This is a genomic window from Methylobacterium sp. Leaf88, from assembly GCF_001422795.1.
GTDB lineage: Bacteria > Pseudomonadota > Alphaproteobacteria > Rhizobiales > Beijerinckiaceae > Methylobacterium.
On the sequence record NZ_LMMK01000013.1, the window covers coordinates 69016 to 87962 of the forward strand.

Annotated in this window: 17 protein-coding genes; 12 read left to right on the top strand and 5 right to left on the bottom strand. The window is 71.8% G+C overall.

Annotated elements, in window-relative coordinates:
• A partial coding sequence (locus ASF20_RS24435; RefSeq protein ID WP_200927215.1) for a hypothetical protein occupies positions 1–1386 on the bottom strand: 1386 nt, incomplete at its 3' end.
• A gap of 530 nt (positions 1387–1916) precedes the next feature.
• Positions 1917–2621, bottom strand: a complete 705-nt coding sequence (locus tag ASF20_RS10490) for a GntR family transcriptional regulator (RefSeq protein WP_244472601.1) — start codon at positions 2619–2621, stop codon at positions 1917–1919.
• A 158-nt stretch (positions 2622–2779) separates the two neighbouring features.
• Between ASF20_RS10490 and ASF20_RS10495 the strand changes: the two genes are divergently transcribed.
• Positions 2780–3757 carry a PfkB family carbohydrate kinase gene (locus tag ASF20_RS10495; RefSeq protein WP_056273917.1) on the top strand — a complete coding sequence of 326 codons (978 nt, stop codon included), beginning with the start codon at positions 2780–2782 and terminating at the stop codon, positions 3755–3757.
• On the opposite strand, the gene ASF20_RS10500 is transcribed toward ASF20_RS10495, so the two are convergent.
• Positions 3732–4811 (bottom strand): transcriptional regulator, encoded by a 1080-nt coding sequence (locus ASF20_RS10500; RefSeq protein ID WP_056273921.1) that lies wholly within the window; start codon positions 4809–4811, stop codon positions 3732–3734. The two genes, ASF20_RS10495 and ASF20_RS10500, sit on opposite strands and share 26 nt — an antisense overlap.
• Before the next feature lie 520 nt (positions 4812–5331).
• Between ASF20_RS10500 and ASF20_RS24610 the strand changes: the two genes are divergently transcribed.
• The 10 genes from ASF20_RS24610 to ASF20_RS10550 all read left to right on the top strand — a co-directional run bounded on the left by ASF20_RS24610 (position 5332) and on the right by ASF20_RS10550 (position 16696).
• Entirely contained in the window at positions 5332–5679 is a 348-nt protein-coding gene (locus ASF20_RS24610) for a hypothetical protein (RefSeq protein ID WP_056273924.1), read from the top strand.
• Positions 5680–5690: 11 nt separating this feature from the next.
• A complete protein-coding gene (locus tag ASF20_RS10510) occupies positions 5691–6998 on the top strand; it encodes a glycosyltransferase family 87 protein (protein ID WP_244476390.1) in 1308 nt (435 codons plus the stop codon).
• A 425-nt stretch (positions 6999–7423) separates the two neighbouring features.
• Positions 7424–8167 carry a (Fe-S)-binding protein gene (locus ASF20_RS10515; protein WP_056221646.1) on the top strand — a complete coding sequence of 248 codons (744 nt, stop codon included), beginning with the start codon at positions 7424–7426 and terminating at the stop codon, positions 8165–8167.
• Entirely contained in the window at positions 8164–9849 is a 1686-nt protein-coding gene (locus tag ASF20_RS10520; RefSeq protein ID WP_056273926.1) for a lactate utilization protein B, read from the top strand. Before ASF20_RS10515 ends, ASF20_RS10520 begins: the two co-directional genes overlap by 4 nt.
• Entirely contained in the window at positions 9846–10442 is a 597-nt protein-coding gene (locus tag ASF20_RS10525) for an LUD domain-containing protein (RefSeq protein ID WP_056273929.1), read from the top strand. Before ASF20_RS10520 ends, ASF20_RS10525 begins: the two co-directional genes overlap by 4 nt.
• Positions 10443–10534: 92 nt before the next feature.
• Positions 10535–11395 carry a transglutaminase family protein gene (locus ASF20_RS10530; protein ID WP_056273997.1) on the top strand — a complete coding sequence of 287 codons (861 nt, stop codon included), beginning with the start codon at positions 10535–10537 and terminating at the stop codon, positions 11393–11395.
• Between the two features lie 106 nt (positions 11396–11501).
• Positions 11502–12899: an ethanolamine ammonia-lyase subunit EutB gene (locus ASF20_RS10535; RefSeq protein ID WP_056273930.1), complete on the top strand. Its 1398-nt coding sequence runs from the start codon at positions 11502–11504 to the stop codon at positions 12897–12899.
• On the top strand, positions 12896–13687 hold the full coding sequence (eutC, locus tag ASF20_RS10540; protein WP_056273933.1) for an ethanolamine ammonia-lyase subunit EutC: 792 nt from the start codon (positions 12896–12898) through the stop codon (positions 13685–13687). Before ASF20_RS10535 ends, eutC begins: the two co-directional genes overlap by 4 nt.
• Positions 13688–14037: 350 nt before the next feature.
• Positions 14038–15768 (top strand): dihydroxy-acid dehydratase, encoded by a 1731-nt coding sequence (ilvD, locus tag ASF20_RS10545; RefSeq protein ID WP_056221671.1) that lies wholly within the window; start codon positions 14038–14040, stop codon positions 15766–15768.
• 61 nt (positions 15769–15829) lie between these two features.
• Positions 15830–16696, top strand: a complete 867-nt coding sequence (locus tag ASF20_RS10550) for a tetratricopeptide repeat protein (protein WP_082501283.1) — start codon at positions 15830–15832, stop codon at positions 16694–16696.
• 41 nt (positions 16697–16737) lie between these two features.
• On the opposite strand, the gene ASF20_RS10555 is transcribed toward ASF20_RS10550, so the two are convergent.
• Together ASF20_RS10555 and xth are read right to left on the bottom strand one after the other, a co-directional pair.
• Positions 16738–17367 carry a glutathione S-transferase family protein gene (locus ASF20_RS10555; RefSeq protein WP_056221677.1) on the bottom strand — a complete coding sequence of 210 codons (630 nt, stop codon included), beginning with the start codon at positions 17365–17367 and terminating at the stop codon, positions 16738–16740.
• Between the two features lie 78 nt (positions 17368–17445).
• Entirely contained in the window at positions 17446–18240 is a 795-nt protein-coding gene (gene xth / locus ASF20_RS10560; RefSeq protein ID WP_056273935.1) for an exodeoxyribonuclease III, read from the bottom strand.
• Between the two features lie 140 nt (positions 18241–18380).
• On the opposite strand from xth, the gene ASF20_RS10565 reads away from it, so the two are divergent.
• Positions 18381–18947 (top strand): ceramidase domain-containing protein (locus ASF20_RS10565; RefSeq protein ID WP_244476391.1); only part of this gene is annotated, 567 nt, incomplete at its 3' end.

Sequence of the window (18947 nt, forward strand, 5' to 3'; positions counted from 1 at the left end):
GACCCCGTCGGGATCCGACAGGCTGGCGCTGACGGTCTGGCCTTCCGTCACCGAGCCCGACAGGAGGACGCTGCCGGCGCGATCCACGTCCGCCACGCTGCCGCCCACGGCGGAGGCGATGGCGGCGTGCCCTTGCGCATCCGTGTAGCTCGCCACCACCGAAAGCACCTTGCCGGCATCGGCGTAGCCGAGCGTGTACGCGCCGGAGGTGTTGGTCTCCACCGTGCTGCCGTCGAGTTGGAAGGCGTAAGTCACGCCCCCCGGTGCCGGGAGCCCGTCGGGATCCGACAGGCTGGCGCTGATGGTCTGGCCTTCCGTCACCGCGCCCGAGAGGATTACGCTGCCGGCGCGGTCCACGTCCGTGACGGTGCCGCCGACAGCCGAGACGATGCCGGCATGTCCCTGCCCATCGGTGTAGGTGGCGACCACCGAGAGCCCCTTGCCGGCATCGCCATAGCCCAGGGTGTACTGGCCGGAACTGTTGGTCTCGACCGTGCTGCCGTCGAGTTGGAAGGCGTAAGTCACGCCCCCCGGTGCCGGGAGCCCGTCGGGGTCCGACAGGCTGGCGCTGATGGTCTGGCCTTCCGCCACCGAGCCCGACAGGAGGACGCTGCCGGCGCGGTCCACGTCCGTGACGCTGCCGGCCGAGGCCGAGGCCGAGTCGGCGTGCCCCAGGGCGTCGGTGTAGGTGACCGTGACGGCGATGATCTTGCCGCTGTCGCCGTAGGTCGGCGTGTAGCTGTTGGAATCGGTGGCCTGCAGCACCTGATTCGCGACGATATCCAGGAAGGTGTAGAGCGCCGGCCCACCGGGCACGAGGCCATCGGCATCGGTGAGGGTCGCCACGATGGGCGTGCCTTCGGACGCATTGCCGTCGGTCAGCCCGGACAGCGTCAGGTCTCCGGGCTGATTGGTCTCAGCGATCGTGTAGGGGCCGGCCGCGTAATCGCCCGGAATGAAGACCGCGTTGTTGACGTCCGCGAAAACGTTCAGGCTGGTCGGCCCGCCGATCTGGGCCGTCGGGAGGCTGAGTTCCAGCACCGAGCGATCGGCGTTGTAGGCGTGGGTGAGGGGCGTGACCGAGACGAGTGTCCCCCCGTCGACGCCCGTATAGAGATACGGTTGCCCGTCCGGCGCGATGTTGATGTTGAAGTCGTAGCCGCCGTAGAGGTCAAAGATCTGGTATCCGGTCGCCGTGTTGGCATCGGTGTCGAGCCAGATCGTGGTGAAGGTTCCGATGGCGGTCCCGGCGGGTGCCGTGATGGCGAAGGTCGCCACGCCGCCCTCGATGTGCCCGTAGAGGCCGTAATCCATCGGCCCGCCGTCGATGGGATTCAGACGGTCGGAAGGCGCCCATTCCCCGAGATTACCGTCAATCGTATACATGGCGTCCCTGTCTCCCTACGACAGAAAAATACGAACAACGACGACCACAGCTTATCTATCGACGCGGACAGGGTCCGATGCGCGCTCCGGAGAAGCCAGACGAGCGTCAGTAAAGATCAGGACGCCAGAACAACCGTTCGCCACTAGACGATAACGCTGCCGTTTTTTCGTTCAATTTTACGTACCGCAGCGGGACAACGAGTAAAATCAAACCTTTGGTTCTTTGAATAACGAAAAATGATTAGATGCTTCGCGCGAATTCTGGCGGACAGGCGTCCGAGGCTGCGGACGCGGCGCACGGCCCTTCGGCCGCGCCGCCGACCGCGTCCGGTTGATCGCTTCGGTTGGCACGTGCGGAACGGCTCCCCTCCCGTGTGCGGGAGGGTTGGGGTGAGGGGCGCCGCAGGAACCAAGCGGAGGGGGGACCCGGCCCATCCGTTCGATCCCCTCGGGAGACCGGATCTGGGCTTCGCTCAAGGGCCGCGCGGGCTTGCCGATCCGGGCACCGCCTCGATCGAGCGGAGCCCGGATCAGGTGCTCAGGTTCAGGCGGTAGCGGTAGGCGTCGCCGCGGAACAGGCCCTCGACATACTCGATCATGACGGCGTCGCGGTTGTAGCTGTGGCGCTTGATCAGCAGGCAGGGGAGGGGCTGGGCGAAGGCGAAGATCTCGCATTCGGCCGCATTCGGCATCGTCGCCTCCACGGTCTGCTCGCAACGCACGAGGCGGCCGCCCGGGTGCTCGGCCAGGAAGGCGTAGACCGAGCCGGAGAGGTCGCCGGTCTCCAGGCTGGGCACGGCCCGGATGTTGTACCAGGCCACCTCCCGGGACATCGGCACGCCGTCGCCGGAGCGCACGCGGGTCAGCCGCAGGAACGGGGCCGTGGAGGGCAGGCCGAAGATCGAGGCGATCGAGCGGTCCTCGGCGACCACCCGCTCCAGGATGCGGGAGGAGGGGATCTTGCCCAGCTCCCGCATCTCCTCGGTGAAGCCCTTGAGGCGGTCCATGCCCGGGCGCACCGGCTCGGGGCGGTGGCGCACGAGGAAGCCGGAGCGTCCGCGGGGAACGAGGAGCTCCTCGTCGCTGAGCTCGGCATAGGCGCGCTGGACCGTGACGCGGCTGACGCCGAGGCTGTCGGCCAGCTGACGCTCGGCCGGCAGGATGACGCCCGGCGGCAGCGAGCCCGACAGGATCAGCTCGCGCAGCTGGCCCTCGATCTGCCGGTAGAGCGGCATGGCGGTGTCCGCGCGCAGCCGCAGGAGGGACAGCACCGAGGGGCGATCACCGGCCGCCGGATCCGGCGCGACATCGCCGTGTATCGTCCGATTTCTGGGGCGCACGTCCGTCCGACCTCCGGTACGAATACTTATATCGGATCGGGCCGGGGTGCTCCATGCGGGTCTTCGTCATCGGCAGCTTCGTGATCGCCTGCTCGGTCAAGGTCCCGCGGCTGCCGCAGGCGGGCGAATCCCTCGGGGGCTCGGCCTTCCGCGCGGAGCCCGGCGGCAAGGGCTTCAACCTTGCGCTGGCCGCGCACCGGCTCGGCGTCGGGGTGGACGGGCTCTTCGCCGTCGGCGCGGACGTGTTCTCCCCGGTGGTCCGCTCGACCTTCGCGCAGGTGGGCTTTCCCGAGACCATGCTGGTGCCGCATGCGGGCTCGACCGGCGCCGGCGTCGCCTTCGTCGATCCGGCGGGCGAGAACTGCCTCGCGGTCTGCCTCGGGGCCAACCTCGCCCTGACGGCGGCGGATGTCCGGGCCGCGGCCGACCGCGTCGCGGCCGCCGACCTCGTGGCGGCGACCTTCGAATCCCCGGATGCCCCCATCCGCGAGGCCTTCGCCCTGGCCCGGGCAGCGGGCCTGCCCACCCTGCTCAACCCGTCGCCGATGCGCCGCCTCGACCCCGCGATCCTGGCCGACACCACGATCCTCGTCGTCAACGGGATCGAGGCGACCGCGCTCGGCCTCGGCCCGGCCGAGGCCCTGGCCGAGACGCGGCGCCCGACGCCCGCCATCGCCGCCCTCCTCGACGGGGGCCTCGACCACCTCGTGGTCACCCTGGGGGAGCGCGGCGCGGTCGCGTTCCGCCCCGGCCTGCCGCCCCTGCGCCAGCCGGCCTTCCCGGTGGCGGCCGTCGATACGGTCGGGGCGGGCGATGCCTTCGCGGCCGGCCTGATGGCGGCCCTGCTGGCGAAGGCGCCCCTCGGCGCGGCCCTGCGGCGGGCGGCGGCCTGCGGGGCGCTGGCCACCGCGCAGTTCGGGGCCTTCGACGCCTTCCCCACCGCCGCCGCGCTGGAGGCCTTCCTGGACGGGGCCGGGCCGGACGCCGCCTCCGGCGACGCGGGCCTCAGCACGGGGCCGACGGCCCGCTGAACATCGAGAGCGAGGCCACGATGCTCAGGAGTTCCGCCTGCCGCTTGGTGCCCGTCTTGTTGAAGATCGAGGTGAGCTGGGTCCGCACCGTGCTGGTCTGGACGCCGACGCTCTCGGCATAGCTCTGCAGGCGCAGGCCCCCGGCCAGGGCCTGGAGCAGGCGCGCCTCCGCCGGGGTCAGGTCGAACAGCAGGTGGAGGAGGCCGTCATCCGGCGCCGCCCGGGCACCGACCTGCACCAGGATGAGGAGCACCGCCGAGGCGTCGAAGACGTCGCCGGGGTGCCGGTCGAAGCGCAGGATGTGGGCGATGTGGGCGCGGCGGTCGGCGTAGCCGCGCACCGGCATGGTCTGGGCCGCGCGCCGGCCGGCGACCACGTCGGCGACCGCGTCCTGCAGGAGCTTGCTGTTGGCCAGGCTCTTGAACAGGAGGCCGCCATGCTGGCCCGAGGGCAGGATCTCGTCCTGCTCCTCCAGGCGGGCATTCATGGCCAGGACCCGCCCCGAGGCTGACAGGATCGCGGCCGGCAGCCCGATCCGGTTGAGGGCCGTGGTGGTGGTGCGGGCGCGCCCGGAGCCGAATCGCGCCCCGAGCCGGCAGGCGCGGACGAGATGCGGCCGCAGGGCATCGAGGCGCGGCAGGAGGCCGGCCTCGTGCGGACCGGCCTCGGCCCGGCGCTCGGCCGTGACGATCGCCACGTCGCCGGTGGGGAGGGGGATCGTCGTCCCCACCTGCCAGAACGGTTCGTCGACCCGGGAGGACCGGCCGTCATAGGAACCCGGCAGCAGGTCGACGTCGCGGACGAAGCTCCCCTGGGCGAGGGCGCGCCACTGCGCCGTGCGCCCGCTGCCCCGCCAGGACGCGGCGTCGGTGTGATGCCGCAGGCGGCGCTCGAGGGACGGGGAGGCGATCCAGCGCGGCGTGCCCGTGGGCGGCAGGACCATGAGCACGCCGCCATCCGAATGCGCCGTCTCTCCGAAGCATTGGAGAACGTCCGGCCAGAATTCGGGCGTGCCGGCCGCTTCATAGATCCGGTCGATCAGAGTTTCCCGCATCGGCCCGCCCCACTGATGATGTGTCTGATCTTGATAAGACCAATATCAGTCCAAAACCGGCGGCGGTATCCTCCGAATGGGGGATGTCGCCGGCCCGAGCTGGGCGCGGGGCCGGCGGCAGGTCCCTCCGCCCGCGGAGGACGGTGCGGCGGGCGGTCCCCGGCCGGTCGCGCGGTACGCGGCAAACCCCTGGCGAGACGGTGCTTTTTCGACTGGGCCGGGGCACCGGCCGGAGCCGGCAGCGACCGGAACGGCCGCGGCCGTGCCTTCCGGACCTGCCGAGACTGTCCGCGTTTCGGAGGATCCCGCCATCAGGACCTTCTGCGCCAGCGCCGTCGTCGTCCTGTCCTGCACCGCGACGCGGGCCGACGAACGGAACGACGGGCCCGATCTCGCCTGAGCCCAGGCTTCCTCGGCCCTGAAGCGCGGGCCGATCGGCTCCCCGGAGGCGACCCTCGCGACGGTCGCGCCACGGGCGGGATTCGTCGTCCGCGACCGCACGGAGGTCGACGAGGCGCCCGTGGCGGGCGCCGTGAGCGTCATCGCCACGGCCCTGCCGGCCGGCGCGAGCCGGGGTCTGTCCATCGCCGCGCCCATCGGCCCGACGAGCCTTCTCTGCATCCGGCGCACCCTCGCGGGCGCCCTGCCCACCGGCCTCGCCACCGGGCTCGGCGTCGCAACGGTCCACCTGACCGATGGAACCCTGGCGGCCCGCTGGGGCGCCGGCCGGACCGCATCCACCCGGGCCAGACGCGGTTTGTTAAGCGCTTTCGGCCTTACTGAAGCCGGGCGGACACAGCCTCCGGCCGCCCGGGTCGGGACCGTCGTCGCGGCCGCCCGTGCCCCGGAGCGTTCCTGGTGCGTGTGATCGGAATGGCCATGACGGGACGGCACGCAACCGCGCCTGCGCCGCGCGGCGCCTGGCGCGCCGCGTTCGCGGACCTGGTGGGCTCCGATGCGCGCCTCCTGGCCTTTGCCCGGCGCGCCGCCTGGATCCTCGTGCCCCTGACCCTCGGAGTGGTGGCGGTGCTGTACGGCACCGGCCCCGAGCCGCGGCGGAACTGGCGGGGCGACGTGCTCGGCGTGGATTTCAGCCAGATCTGGGTCGCGGGCCGGGCCGCGCTGGAGGGCCGCGCCGGCGAGCCCTACGACCTGCCGGTGCACCTCGCGAACCTGAAGGCGGCGTTCGGGCCGGATTGCCGCTTCGCCTGGCACTACCCGCCGGTGTTCCTGCTGCCGGCCGCCGCCCTGGCGGTGTGGGAGCCGCAGGCCGCCTTCTGGCTCTGGACCGCGCTGTCCGTCGGCCTGTTCGCCCTCGCGATGGGACTCGCGGCCGGGTGCCGCGACGGGGCCGGGATCGCGCTCGCGCATCCGCTCGTCTTCTGCACGCTCGTCTATGGCCAGAACGCCCTGTTCACCGCCGCGCTCCTGACCCTGGGCGCGACCCTGGTGGACCGGCGCCCCTGGCTCGCGGGGCTGTGCTTCGGGCTGCTCTGCTACAAGCCGCACTTCGCGGTGCTGGCGCCGCTCCTGCTCCTGGCCACCGGCCGTCGGGCCTGCCTGGGCGCCTGCCTCGCCACCATGCTCGCCCTCGCCGCCGCCGCCCTGGCGGCGTTCGGCCCGGCGCCCTGGATCGGCTTCCTCCAGACTCTCGGCACCACCAACCAGATCATCCTCCGGGACGCCGGGGCGGGCCTCGACGTCAACGCCAGCGCTTTCGGCGCGGTGCGGCTCGCGGGCGGCACGATGGCCGCCGCCTGGGCCTTCCAGGGCCTCGTCGCCCTGGCGGCGCTGGCGCTGGCGCTGCGCAGCTGGCGTGGGCCGACGCCCGCGCCGCTGCGCGCCGCCGCTCTCCTCGCCGCGGTGCCGCTGCTCTCGCCCTACCTGCCGGTCTACGACCTCGCGCCCCTGGTGCCCGCGACCTTGTTCCTCGTCCTGGCGGCCCGGGACGCCGGCGGCCTGCGCTGGCCGGAGCGGGCCCTCCTGTGCGCGACGCCCCTGTTCGCCCTGCCGCGCCTCGTCGCCGACCTGACGGGGGTGCCCCTCGGGCTCGGGCTGGCCCTAGCCGTGCTCGCCTGCGTCGCCCTCCGGGTGCTCCACCCCGGCGGGGCCCCGACGCGCCCCGGTCCGTCGACGGCCCCGCGGCCGGGCGGCCTGGGGCACCGGGAGTCCGCGCCGCGCGCGTGAGATCCCAAGCCCGGCGCGAGACCCGGAGCCCGCCGCGAGACCCGGAGCCCCGCGCGAGACCCGGAGCCCCCCCGGACTCGCCCGAGGGACGAACCGTCCGCGCAGCGCCCGACCCCTCGCCCTGCCGGATGCCGGCGAGGTCGTCCCGGTCCGCGGGCGCGTGGTACGGGTCGGGGTCGGGTCGGACGGCACGCCATCGTCCGCGCGGGCGCGAAAAGGCGCCGCGAAGGCGCGAGACGTGAACCCGCCGAGACCGATGCGTGCGCCACCCGCCGGGATGCGTGCCGGGGCGCCGGCCCACGGCCCCCGCGCCCGAGAAACCGGTTTCCCCTTTCCGGTCCGATGCTCTAAACCCGGCCCCAGAGTAGAACATTTCCAAAGGCGGCCGGCGGGGTGTACCGGCGGGCGCGGGACCAGGGAACGCCATGCGCATCGGACTGTTCGTGCCGTGCTACGTCGACGCCTTCGAGCCGGAGGTGGGGGTGGCCACCCTGGAGCTGCTGGAGCGCTTCGGGCTCGACGTGGACTACCCCTTCGACCAGACCTGCTGCGGCCAGCCGATGACCAACACCGGCTGCCACGCCGAGGCCGCCGCCACCGAGGCCCTGTTCGTGAAGAACTTCGCCCCGTTCGACTACGTGGTGGCCCCGTCCGGCTCCTGCGTGCACCAGGTGCGCGAGCACCTCACGGCGATCCCGCAGACCGAGGAGGTCAAGGCGGTGCGGGCCAAGACCTTCGAGCTGGTCGAGTTCCTGCACGACATCCTCAAGGTCGATGAATTCCCCTGGGCCGAGTTCCCCCACAAGGTCGGCTACCACGGCAACTGCAACGCGCTCCGGGGCATCCACCACGCCCGCCCGTCCGAGCTGAACGCGCCGTTCTTCTCCAAGCCCCTGGATCTCCTGAAGAAGGTCAAGGGCATCGAGATCGTGGCCCCCGCGCGGCCCGACGAGTGCTGCGGCTTCGGCGGCACCTTCTCGGTGTTCGAGCCCGCCGTCTCGGCCAAGATGGGCTACGACAAGGTCGCGGACCACGCCCAGGCCGGGGCCGCCTACGTCGTCTCGGCCGATTCCTCCTGCCTGATGCACCAGAAGGGCTGCGCCGAGCGGCTCGGCGTGCCGCTCAAGTACATCCACATCGCCCGCATCCTGAATGGAGCGACCGCATGAGCGCCTCCGACGAACTCCGTCCCCGCGAAAACCTTCGACCCCGCGACGATGCCCACCGCGACGGCGTGATCCATCCCGAGGTGCTGGCCGCGAACGACGAGAGCGAGCGGGGCCAGGACGGCCGGCGCCTGCAGCACGCGGAGGGCGCCTCGCGGCCGATCTCGGCCGAGGCCATCTCCCCGAAGGCGCCCCGCGAGCAGCAGCCGCGCGGCGCCAAGATCCGCGGCGACCGGCCCATCGACCAGGCCGAGGCCGCCGAGCGCTTCCTCGCCGCGCCGCTGCACCAGAAGGCGCACGACGCCCGGCTCTGGGACCTGCGCTCCAAGCGCGACACCGCCGCCTTCGGCATCCCCGAATGGGAGGAGCTGCGCGAGCTCGCCTCCCAGATCAAAACGCACACCCTGGCGAACCTCGACCGCTACCTCGAGCAGTTCGAGGCCCAGGCGAAGGCCAACGGCGTGCACGTGCACTGGGCCGCCGACGGGGCCGAGCACAACCGCATCGTGCACGGCATCCTCAAGGATCACGGCGCCAAGTCGCTGATCAAGTCGAAGTCGATGCTCACCGAGGAATGCGGCTTCCGGCACTACATGGCCGGCACCGGCATCGAGGTGATCGAGACCGATCTCGGCGAGCGCATCCAGCAGCTCGACAACGAGGAGCCGAGCCACGTGGTGGTGCCGGCCGTGCACAAGACCCGCTTCGACGTGGCCGAGGTCTTCTCCCGCACCATGGGAACCGACCCCGAGAACGACGACGCCCACTACCTCGCCGAGAGCCAGCGCATGCACACGCGCCCGCTGATCCTGGAGGCGGATGCGGGGCTCACCGGCTGCAACTTCGCCATCGCCGAGACCGGCACGGTGGTGACCTGCACCAACGAGGGCAATGCCGATCTCTCGGGCAACGTGCCGAAGCTCCAGATCCACTCCATCGGCATCGAGAAGCTGATCCCGCGCATCGAGCATCTCGGCGTGTTCCTGCGCCTGCTCTCGCGCTCGGCGCTGGGCTCGCCGATCACCCAGTACACCTCGCACTTCCGCGCGCCCCGCGCGGGCACCGAGATGCACATGGTGCTGGTCGACAACGGCCGCTCCGAGCGCCTCGGCATGGAGGAGTTCTGGACGTCCCTGAAATGCATCCGCTGCGGCGCCTGCATGAACACCTGCCCGGTCTACCGGCGCTCGGGGGGCCTGTCCTACGGCGCCACCTATTCGGGCCCGATCGGGCTGATCATCGACCCGACCTTCAACAAGCGGAAATACTCGACCCTGCCGTTCTCCTCGACGATGAACGGCTCCTGCACCAATGTCTGCCCGGTGAAGATCAACATCCACGAGCAGATCTTCGCGTGGCGGAAGGTCTTGGCCGAGGAGCACCAGATCCCGCTCCTGAAGCAGGGCATGATGAAGGCGGCGGGCCAGGTCCTGAGCCGCCCGGCCACCTACCGGGCGGCCATCGGCGCCGCCGATTCCGCCCTCAAGGTGCTGCCGCGCTTCGCCGTCTACAACCCGCTCAACACCTGGGGGAAGGGCCGCGAGATGCCCGAGGCCCCGCGCCAGACCTTCCACGCCTGGTACAAGCAGAACCGCATGGGCCAGGCGGGGGGCAGGAAGACCGGCGACACGACGAAGACCCGCGACACGACCAAGACCGGCGACACGACGAAGAGTGCGACATGAGCGTCCGCGAAACCACCCTGGCGCGCATCCGCCAGAACCGCCCGGCGGGCGATTACCCCCTGCCGGAGGTGCCGCTCTTCGCGCCGCTGGTCGGCGACGACCACGTGGCCGAGTTCGGCGAGCGCCTGAAGCGCATGGGCGGCCGGCTCGCCGAGGCCGACCCCGGCGGCGACCCCTTCGCCAGCGTGCGCGAGCGCCTGGCCGGCGCGTCGGTCATCGCCTCGGCCGTGCCGGAGATCGCGGGCAACCGCGATCTTGGCGCCGTGGCCCGGCCGCAGGACCTCGCCGACGTCGACGTCGCCGTCGTGCGGGCGGTGTTCGGGGTCGCCGAGACCGGCTCGGTGCTGTTCACGCAGGCCGAACTGCAGGTGAACGCCGTCGCCTACCTCGCCCAGCACCTGGTGGTGCTCCTCGACCCGGCCGACATCCTGGTGAACATCCAGGCGGCCTACCGCCGCCCGGACTTCGCCCACGCCGATTACGCCGTGCTCCACACCGGCCCCTCGGCCACCGCCGACATCGAGGGCGTGCTGATCCACGGCGCGCAGGGCGTGCGCTCGCTCACGGTGATCCTGGTGCCGCGCCGGGGCTGAAGTCCGGTGCGCGACACCGCGCCCGGAGGCGCGATCCTTGCTATGCCGACCGCCACGACATGCATGCGAGACCTGTCAGCAAGGAGCGGATGGTGTGCTATCAACTGGGCTGCAACTTATCCTACAACATCCTCTCGGACACGACCTTCATCTTCAACCTCGAGGTCGCGCGCCTGCGTAGCGTCGAGATCCTCAGCGAGAGCCTGATCCTGTCGCCGAACCTGAAGCGCGACATCTACATCACGCCCGACCTCCAGAACCGCTACCTCGGCGTCAACGTGCCGGTGGGGCAGTTCGCCCTGGAATACAGCGCCGAGGTCGAGCTCACCGTGCACCGGGCCGACCCGGCGACGGTCAACGAGACGCCGATCTCCCAGCTGCCCCTCGACATCCTGCCGTTCCTGCTGCCGAGCCGCTTCGTCTCGTCCGACCGGCTGACCCCCTTCGCGCTGGCCGAGTTCGGCGCCCTGCCGAAGGGCCACCAGCGGGTCAACGCGATCTGCAACTGGATCCACGACCACCTGACCTACCAGCCCGGCACCAGCGACGGCGAGACCACCGCCGACGAGAGCCTGCTCAAGCGGGCCGGGGTCTGCCGCGACTTCGCCCATATCGGCACCGCCTTCTGCCGGGCGCTCGGCATCCCGGCCCGCTTCGTCAGCTGCTACGCCCACGGCCTCGTGCCGAGCGACTTCCACGCGGTGTTCGAGGCCTATCTCGACGGGCGCTGGTGGCTGTTCGATGCGACCCGCCAGGCCGACCTCGACGGCCTGGTGCGCATCGGCGTCGGGCGCGACGCCGCCGAGATCGCCTTCTCGACGCCCTGGGGCAATATGCAGCCGGTCAACCAGCAGATCCGCATCGTGCGCGCGGACGGGCAAGGCAGCCCGCCCCAGCGCACGGTCGACGCGATCTCCACCGAGGAGCCGGCCCCGCACGCGGGCGCGGCCTGAGACCCGGGGCGAGCGCGCCCCGATCATCCTAGCGCGCCGCGATCGCCGCGCCCTTGCCGAACCGGGCAGGCGTGCGATGTGAACGGTTCACGGAGGGCATCGCGCCATGGCCTATCGTCACACCGTCGGCCCCCGCACCCACGTCTTCGCCGATCTCGCGGCCCTGATGGCCAAGGCGACGCCGGTGCGCTCGGGCGACCGGCTCGCCGGCGTGGCGGCGGAATCCGCCGAGGAGGCGGTGGCGGCCCGCTGGTGCCTCGCCGAGGTGCCGCTCGGCGAGATCCTGGCCCGGCCCCTGATTCCCTACGAAGCCGACGACGTCACGCGCCTCATCCTCGACACCCACGACGCGGGGGCCTTCGCCGAGATCGCCCACCTCACCGTCGGCGACTTTCGCGAGTTCCTGCTGACGGCCTCGTCCGGGACCCTGGCGCGGATCGCCCCCGGCATCACGCCGGAGATCGCCGCGGCGGTCTCCAAGATCATGCGCAACCAGGACCTGATCCTGGTGGCGCGCAAGTGCCGGGTGGTCACGCGCTTTCGCAACACCATCGGGCTGCCGGGGCGCCTCGCCGTGCGGCTGCAGCCCAACCACCCCACCGACGATGCCGCCGGCATCACCGCCTCGATCCTCGACGGCCTGTCCTACGGCTGCGGCGACGCGGTGATCGGCCTCAACCCGGCCTCCGATTCCGTCTCGACCCTGAGCGGCCTGCTCCACCTCTTCGACGACCTGATCCGGCGCCTGGAGATCCCGACGCAAGGGTGCATCCTCACCCACGTCACCACCACGATCGAGGCCATGAACCGGGGCCTGCCGGTCGACCTCGTGTTCCAGTCGATCGCGGGCACGCAAGGGGCCAATGCCAGCTTCGGCGTCACCCTGCCGATCCTCCGGGAGGCGCACGAGGCGGCGCTGGCCCTCAAGCGCGGCACGGTCGGCGACAACTGCATGTACTTCGAGACCGGGCAGGGCTCGGCCCTCTCGGCGGACCAGCACCACGGCATCGACCAGCAGACCCTGGAGGCCCGGGCCTACGCGGTGGCCCGGCCGTTCCGGCCCCTCCTCGTCAACACCGTGGTGGGCTTCATCGGGCCGGAATACCTCTACGACGGCAAGGAGATCATCCGGGCCGGGCTGGAGGACCACTTCTGCGGCAAGCTCATGGGCGTGCCGCTGGGCGTCGACGTCTGCTACACCAACCACGCCGAGGCCGACCAGAACGACATGGACACCCTGATGACCCTGCTGGGGGCGGCCGGCTGCACCTTCATCATGGGCATCCCCGGCGCCGACGACGTGATGCTGAATTACCAGTCCACCTCGTTCCACGATTCCCTCTACCTGCGCGAGGTGCTCGGCCTGAAGCGCGCCCCGGAATTCGAGGCCTGGCTGGAGCGGATCGGGCTCACCGACGCGGAGGGCGCCCTGCTGCCGGAGGGGCCGAGCGCCCGCCTGATCGCCGCCGCGCCGGGGCTCGCCGATCCCGGGCTGGCCGCATGAGCACCGAGGCCGACCCCTGGGCCCGCCTCGCCCGGCTCACCCCCGCCCGCATCGGCCTCGGCCGGGCCGGCTCCGGCCTGCCGACCCGGGAGGTCCTGCGCTTCGGCCTCGCCCATGCCCAGGCCCGGGACGCCGTGCACACGCCCCTCGACGCCGAGGCGGTGAGCGCGGGCCTCGCGGCCCTCGGGTTCGAGACGCTCCGCGTGACCTCCTCCGCGCCGGACCGGGCGACCTACCTGCGGCGGCCGGATCTCGGCCGCGCCCTGACGGAGGAGGGCGCCGCGGCGCTCGCCGCCCGCAGCGACGGCCCGGTGGACCTCGCCCTGGTGGTCGCCGACGGCCTCTCGGCCCGGGCCGTGCACGAGGGGGCGGCGGGCCTCCTCGCCGCCTTCCAGCCCCACATCGCGCGGGCCGGCTGGCAACTCGCACCCATCGTGGTGGCGACGCAGGCGCGGGTGGCCCTCGGCGACGGTATCGGCGCGGCGCTCCAGGCCCGCGCCGTGGTGGTGATCATCGGCGAGCGGCCCGGCCTGTCCTCGCCGGACAGCCTCGGGCTCTACCTCACCTTCGCCCCGCGGGTGGGGCGCTCGGATGCCGAGCGCAACTGCCTCTCGAACGTGCGCCCGGCCGGGCTCTCGCACGCGTTGGCCGCGTTCAAGCTCGACTGGCTCCTGACCCAGGCCTTCGCGCTGGGGCTCTCCGGCGTGACGCTCAAGGACGACAGCGGGCCCGCCCTCGCGGCCGCCCCGGGCCCGACCCTGTTGGGCGACGGGTCCGAGCCGGCCTGAGGTTGGCAAAGCCTTCGCGCGGGGACCCGGGACGAACCCCGCCGTCGCCTCAGGTTGTCCGGAAGAAATCCCGCCCCAAAGCGTGGCTGTGGCGAGGTCGCAACACCCCGAAAGCATCCCGACTTTGCCTTGGGAGACCCCTCTCGCCGCCGCGATCCCGCCATAAACCGGGACCACCTCAGCAAGCGCGGTAAACGATAGTTCCCCCAACGCTTTACCGCGGAGTTCAGACGCTTTCCGAGAAACGGTCCGGTGGGCCGCGCGCCGTGGGTCCCCACGGAACGCACCCATCTGTTCGCGGTCGCGCCGAACCCACACATGCGTATCAGGCCGGGGCGGTGAGACACACGATGGACGCGAGCAAAACCGACAAGTCGAAGCTTCCGAGCCGCCATGTCACGGAGGGGCCCGAGCGCGCGCCCCATCGCTCGTACCTCTATGCCATGGGCCTGACCCGCGAGCAGATTCACCAGCCGCTGGTGGGCGTCGCCTCCTGCTGGAACGAGGCCGCCCCCTGCAACATCTCGCTGATGCGCCAGGCGCAGGCGGTGAAGAAGGGCGTCTCGGCCGCCAACGGCACCCCGCGCGAGTTCTGCACCATCACGGTGACGGACGGCATCGCCATGGGCCATGCCGGCATGCGCGCCTCGCTGCCCTCCCGCGAGGTCATCGCCGACTCGGTCGAGCTGACCATGCGCGGCCACGCCTACGACGCCCTCGTGGGCCTCGCCGGCTGCGATAAGTCCCTGCCCGGCATGATGATGTCGATGGTGCGCCTCAACGTGCCGTCGATCTTCATCTATGGCGGCTCGATCCTGCCCGGCTCGTTCCGGGGCCGTCCGGTGACGGTGCAGGACCTGTTCGAGGCCGTGGGCAAGGTCGCGGTCGGCGACATGTCCCTCGAGGACCTCGACGAGCTGGAGCAGGTCGCCTGCCCGTCGGCCGGCGCCTGCGGCGCGCAGTTCACCGCCAACACCATGGCCACCGTCTCCGAGGCCATCGGTCTGGCGCTGCCCTACTCGGCCGGCGCCCCGGCGCCCTACGAGATCCGCGACAGATTCTGCATGACCGCGGGCGAGAAGGTGATGGAGCTCATCGCCAAGAACATCCGCCCGCGCGACATCGTCACCCGCAAGAGCCTGGAGAACGCGGCGGCCGCCGTCGCGGCCTCGGGCGGCTCCACCAACGCGGCCCTGCACCTGCCGGCCATCGCCCACGAGTGCGGCATCAAGTTCGACCTGTTCGACGTCGCCGAGGTGTTCAAGCGGACGCCCTACATCGCCGACCTGAAGCCGGGCGGGCGCTACGTCGCCAAGGACATGTTCGAGGTCGGCGGCATCCCGCTCCTGCTCAAGACGCTGCTCGACCACGGCTTCCTGCACGGCGACTGCATGACCGTGACCGGCCGCACCATGGCCGAGAACATGGAGAAGGTTCACTGGAACCCGGACCAGGACGTGGTCCGCTCCGCCGCCACCCCCCTGACGCCCACCGGCGGCGTCGTCGGCCTGCGCGGCAACCTCGCCCCCGAGGGCGCCATCGTGAAGGTGGCCGGCATGTCGGAGGACAAGCAGGTCTTCACCGGCCCGGCCCGCGTGTTCGACGGCGAGGAGGCCTGCTTCGAGGCCGTCCAGAAGCGCACCTACAAGGAGGGCGAAGTCCTCGTCATCCGCTACGAGGGTCCGAAGGGCGGCCCCGGCATGCGCGAGATGCTCTCCACCACCGCGGCCCTCTACGGCCAGGGCATGGGCGACAAGGTCGCGCTCATCACCGACGGGCGCTTCTCGGGCGCCACCCGCGGCTTCTGCGTCGGCCATGTCGGGCCCGAGGCCGCCGTCGGCGGTCCGATCGGCCTGATCCGCGACGGCGACGTCATCACCCTCGACGCCATCAAGGGCACCCTCGACGTGGCGGTCTCCGACGCGGAGTTCGCGACGCGTCGCGCCGCCTGGAGCCCGCGCACCAACTCGGCCACCTCCGGCTACCTGTGGAAGTACCAGCAGACCGTCGGGCCGGCGGTGAACGGCGCGGTGACCCATCCGGGCGGCGCCGAGGAGACGCACACCTATGCGGACATCTAGGACAGCCCTCGGCCGCGCCCCGCGGCCGGTCCGGGCCGCCCGGGATCGGCCGCTCGCCCCGATGGGCCGGCGGCTCGCCGCGGCGGTCGGGCTCGTGCTCCTCGGCGCCCTGCCGGCGGCCCTCGGCGCCCTGCCGGGGGCTCTCGGCGCCCTGCCGGCGGCGGCCCTCGACGCCACCGCCCGGACACCGGTGCCCAGCGGCAATTACCGCAGCGCCCGCGAGGCCCTGCGCATGGGCGTGCGCGACTACAATGCCGGCGACAAGGAAGGGGCCGCCCGCGCCCTGGAATACGCCGCCGAGCAGGGTCATGCCCTGGCGCTGTGGAAGCTCGGCCGCATGTACGCCGAGGGCGACGGCGTGCCCCACGACGACCTCAAGGCCTTCGAGTTCTTCTCGCGCATCGCCGACGACACCACCGACGAGGGGCCGGACGCCCAGAACTCGGGCGTGGTCGCGAGCGCCTTCACGGCCCTGGGCGCCTACTTCCTCGACGGGATCAAGGGCACCTACGTGCGCCCGAACCCCGAGCGCGCCTACGACATGTTCAACTACGCCGCCTCGTATTTCGGCGACCCGAACGCGCAGTACAATCTCGGCCGGCTCTACCTCGACGGCACCGGCGTCGACACCGACGCGCGCCAGGCCGCGCGCTGGTTCAACCTCGCCGCCGAGAAGGGCCATGCCCCCGCCCAGGCCCTGCTCGGCCAGCTCCTCGTCAACGGCCAGGGCGTGCCGGCCCAGCGCGCCCGCGGGCTGATGTGGCTCTCGATGGCCCGGGAAGCCGCCCAGGGCCGCAAGGACGACTGGATCGTCGCCCTCTACGAGAAGGCCTGGGCCTCGGCCAGCGAGGAGGACCGCGCCGCCGCGATGGCGCAGGCCTCCCAGACCACCGCCCAGGTCACCGGATCAGCGCGCCGCCGGCGCTGAACGCCGACGGTCGCACCGCTTCGGGTGACCAATTCGGGCGATCAGTTCGGAGACGTCCGGGCCGCCAGCGCCGTGACGAAGGACGGGCGCGCCAGGGTGGCGTCGACGTAGCCGGCGAGCTTGGGCCAGCGCCCGGCATCGACGGATTCGCCGGCCAGGTGCAGGTTGTGGAAGCCCGTGGCCACCGAGATGTCCGCGACGCTGAAGGCGTCGCCGACGAGGTAGGGCCCGTCGATCTGCCCCTCGAGGTAATCGTAGATCTTCGGGAGGTCCTCGTTGAGGGCCTTGGCGACGGCGCCCTCGTCGCCGGGCTGCCCGAGCATCTTCGGCTTCACCACCCGGTTGGCGAAGGGGGCGATGATGACGTCGAACATCTCGGTGTCGCCGTACTTGTCGAACCAGATCGCGCGGCCGCGGGCCTTGGCCTCGGACGGGTACAATGCCGGGCTCGGGAACTTCGCCTCCAGGTAGGTCAGGATCGCGGAGGAATCGGCCAGCAGGAAGCCGTCATCGTCGAAGGCCGGGATCTTGCCCAGCGGGCTCGCCGCCTGGAAGGCCGGGTCCTTATCGTGGAAGAACAGCGGGATGTGCTCCGCCTCCTGGCCCTTCTCGGCCAGGGCGACGAGCACCTTGCGGACGTAGGGCGAGTAGCTGGTTCCGTAGAGTTTCACGCGGGGGGTTGCTCCGTGTTGGGGGGATTCTGGTGGGGAATTGCCGGAGCCCAACCCCCGGGCGCCCGGATCGTTCGCTCACGCGTCCGTGAGATCCGCCGTCACGGGCACGTGGTCGGAGGGTTTTTCCAGGCCGCGCAGGTGCTTCTGCACCGAGGCCGAGGTCAGCCGGTCGGCGGCCTGCGGCGAGAGCAGGAGGTGGTCGATCCGGATGCCGGCGTTCCGGTTCCAGGCCCCCGCCTGATAGTCCCAGAAGGTGTAGAGGCCGGCCCGCGGATCGCAGGCGCGCAGGGCATCGGTATAGCCCTCGGCGAGGAGCGCCCGGAACGCCGCCCGGCTCCGGGGCAGGAACAGCGCGTCCCCGCGCCAGGCCTCGGGGTCGGCCGCATCCTCCGGCTCGGGAATCACGTTGTAGTCGCCAGCCAGCACCACCGCCTCCTCGGCCTCGCGCAGGCCCTGCGCATGGCGCCGCAGCCGCTCCAGGAAGCCGAGCTTGTAGGGGTATTTCGGGCTGTCGACCGGGTTGCCGTTGGGCAGGTAGATCGAGGCGACGCGGACCGGCCGCACGCCCTCGCCGGAGATCAGCGCCTCGATGTAGCGGGCCTGCTCGTCGGTGTCGTCGCCGGGCAGGCCGCGGCGGATTTCGGACATCGCCAGGGGCGCGCGCACCAGCAGGGCGACGCCGTTATAGGCCTTCTGTCCGAGGGTCTCGACGGCGTAGCCCGCCGCCTCGATCTCTGCCCGGGGAAAGCCCTCGTCCTGGCATTTCAGCTCCTGCAGGCAGACCACGTCGGGCTTGGCCTCGTCGAGGAAGCCGACGAGGTGACCGACGCGCTGCTTGATCGAATTGACGTTCCAGGTGGCGATCCGCATGGGCAGGGAGTCTCTGGGAGCTGGGGCGCGTGGATGCCCGTCATCGGGCCTTCGCCGCGGGCTGGCAAGGCTTCGACGGCGAGGCTCGGGTCGAGGCGTTGCGCTCCGCAGGCGCGACGGGCGATGACGGGGAGGTCCGGATGGACGGGGACTGGCTGACGCCGATCTGCGCCTATTGCGAGCGCAGCGATCCCGGCTTCTGGGCGGAGCCGGTCAACGCCCTGTCGAACGGCGCCTTCCTGATCGCCGCCGCCCTGGCGGCGGCGCGCGTGCGCCGCGCTCGCACGGGCGACAGGCCGGCCCTCCTGCTCAGCGCCCTGGTGGCGGTGGTGGGCGTCGGCTCGTTCCTGTTCCACACCCTGGCGGTGCGCTGGGCGCTGCTGGCCGACGTCATCCCGATCGCGCTCTTCATCTACGCCTACTTCCTCCTGGCGATGCGGCGCTACTTCGGCCTCGGGACCGGGGCGGCGCTGGCCGCCACCCTGGCCTTCGCGGCCGTCAATCTCGGCCTGGAGCCCGCCCTCGACGGGCTCACCGGCCGGTCGACGGACGCGCTCACCAACGGCTCGATCGCCTACGCCCCCGCGATCCTGGCGCTGGCGGGCGTCGCCGCCGGCCTGCTGGCGCCGCGGGGCGGTCCCCCGGATCCCGCCCGGCGCGAGGCCGGGCTCGGCCGCCATGATCCCGCCCGGCGCGAGGCCGGGCTC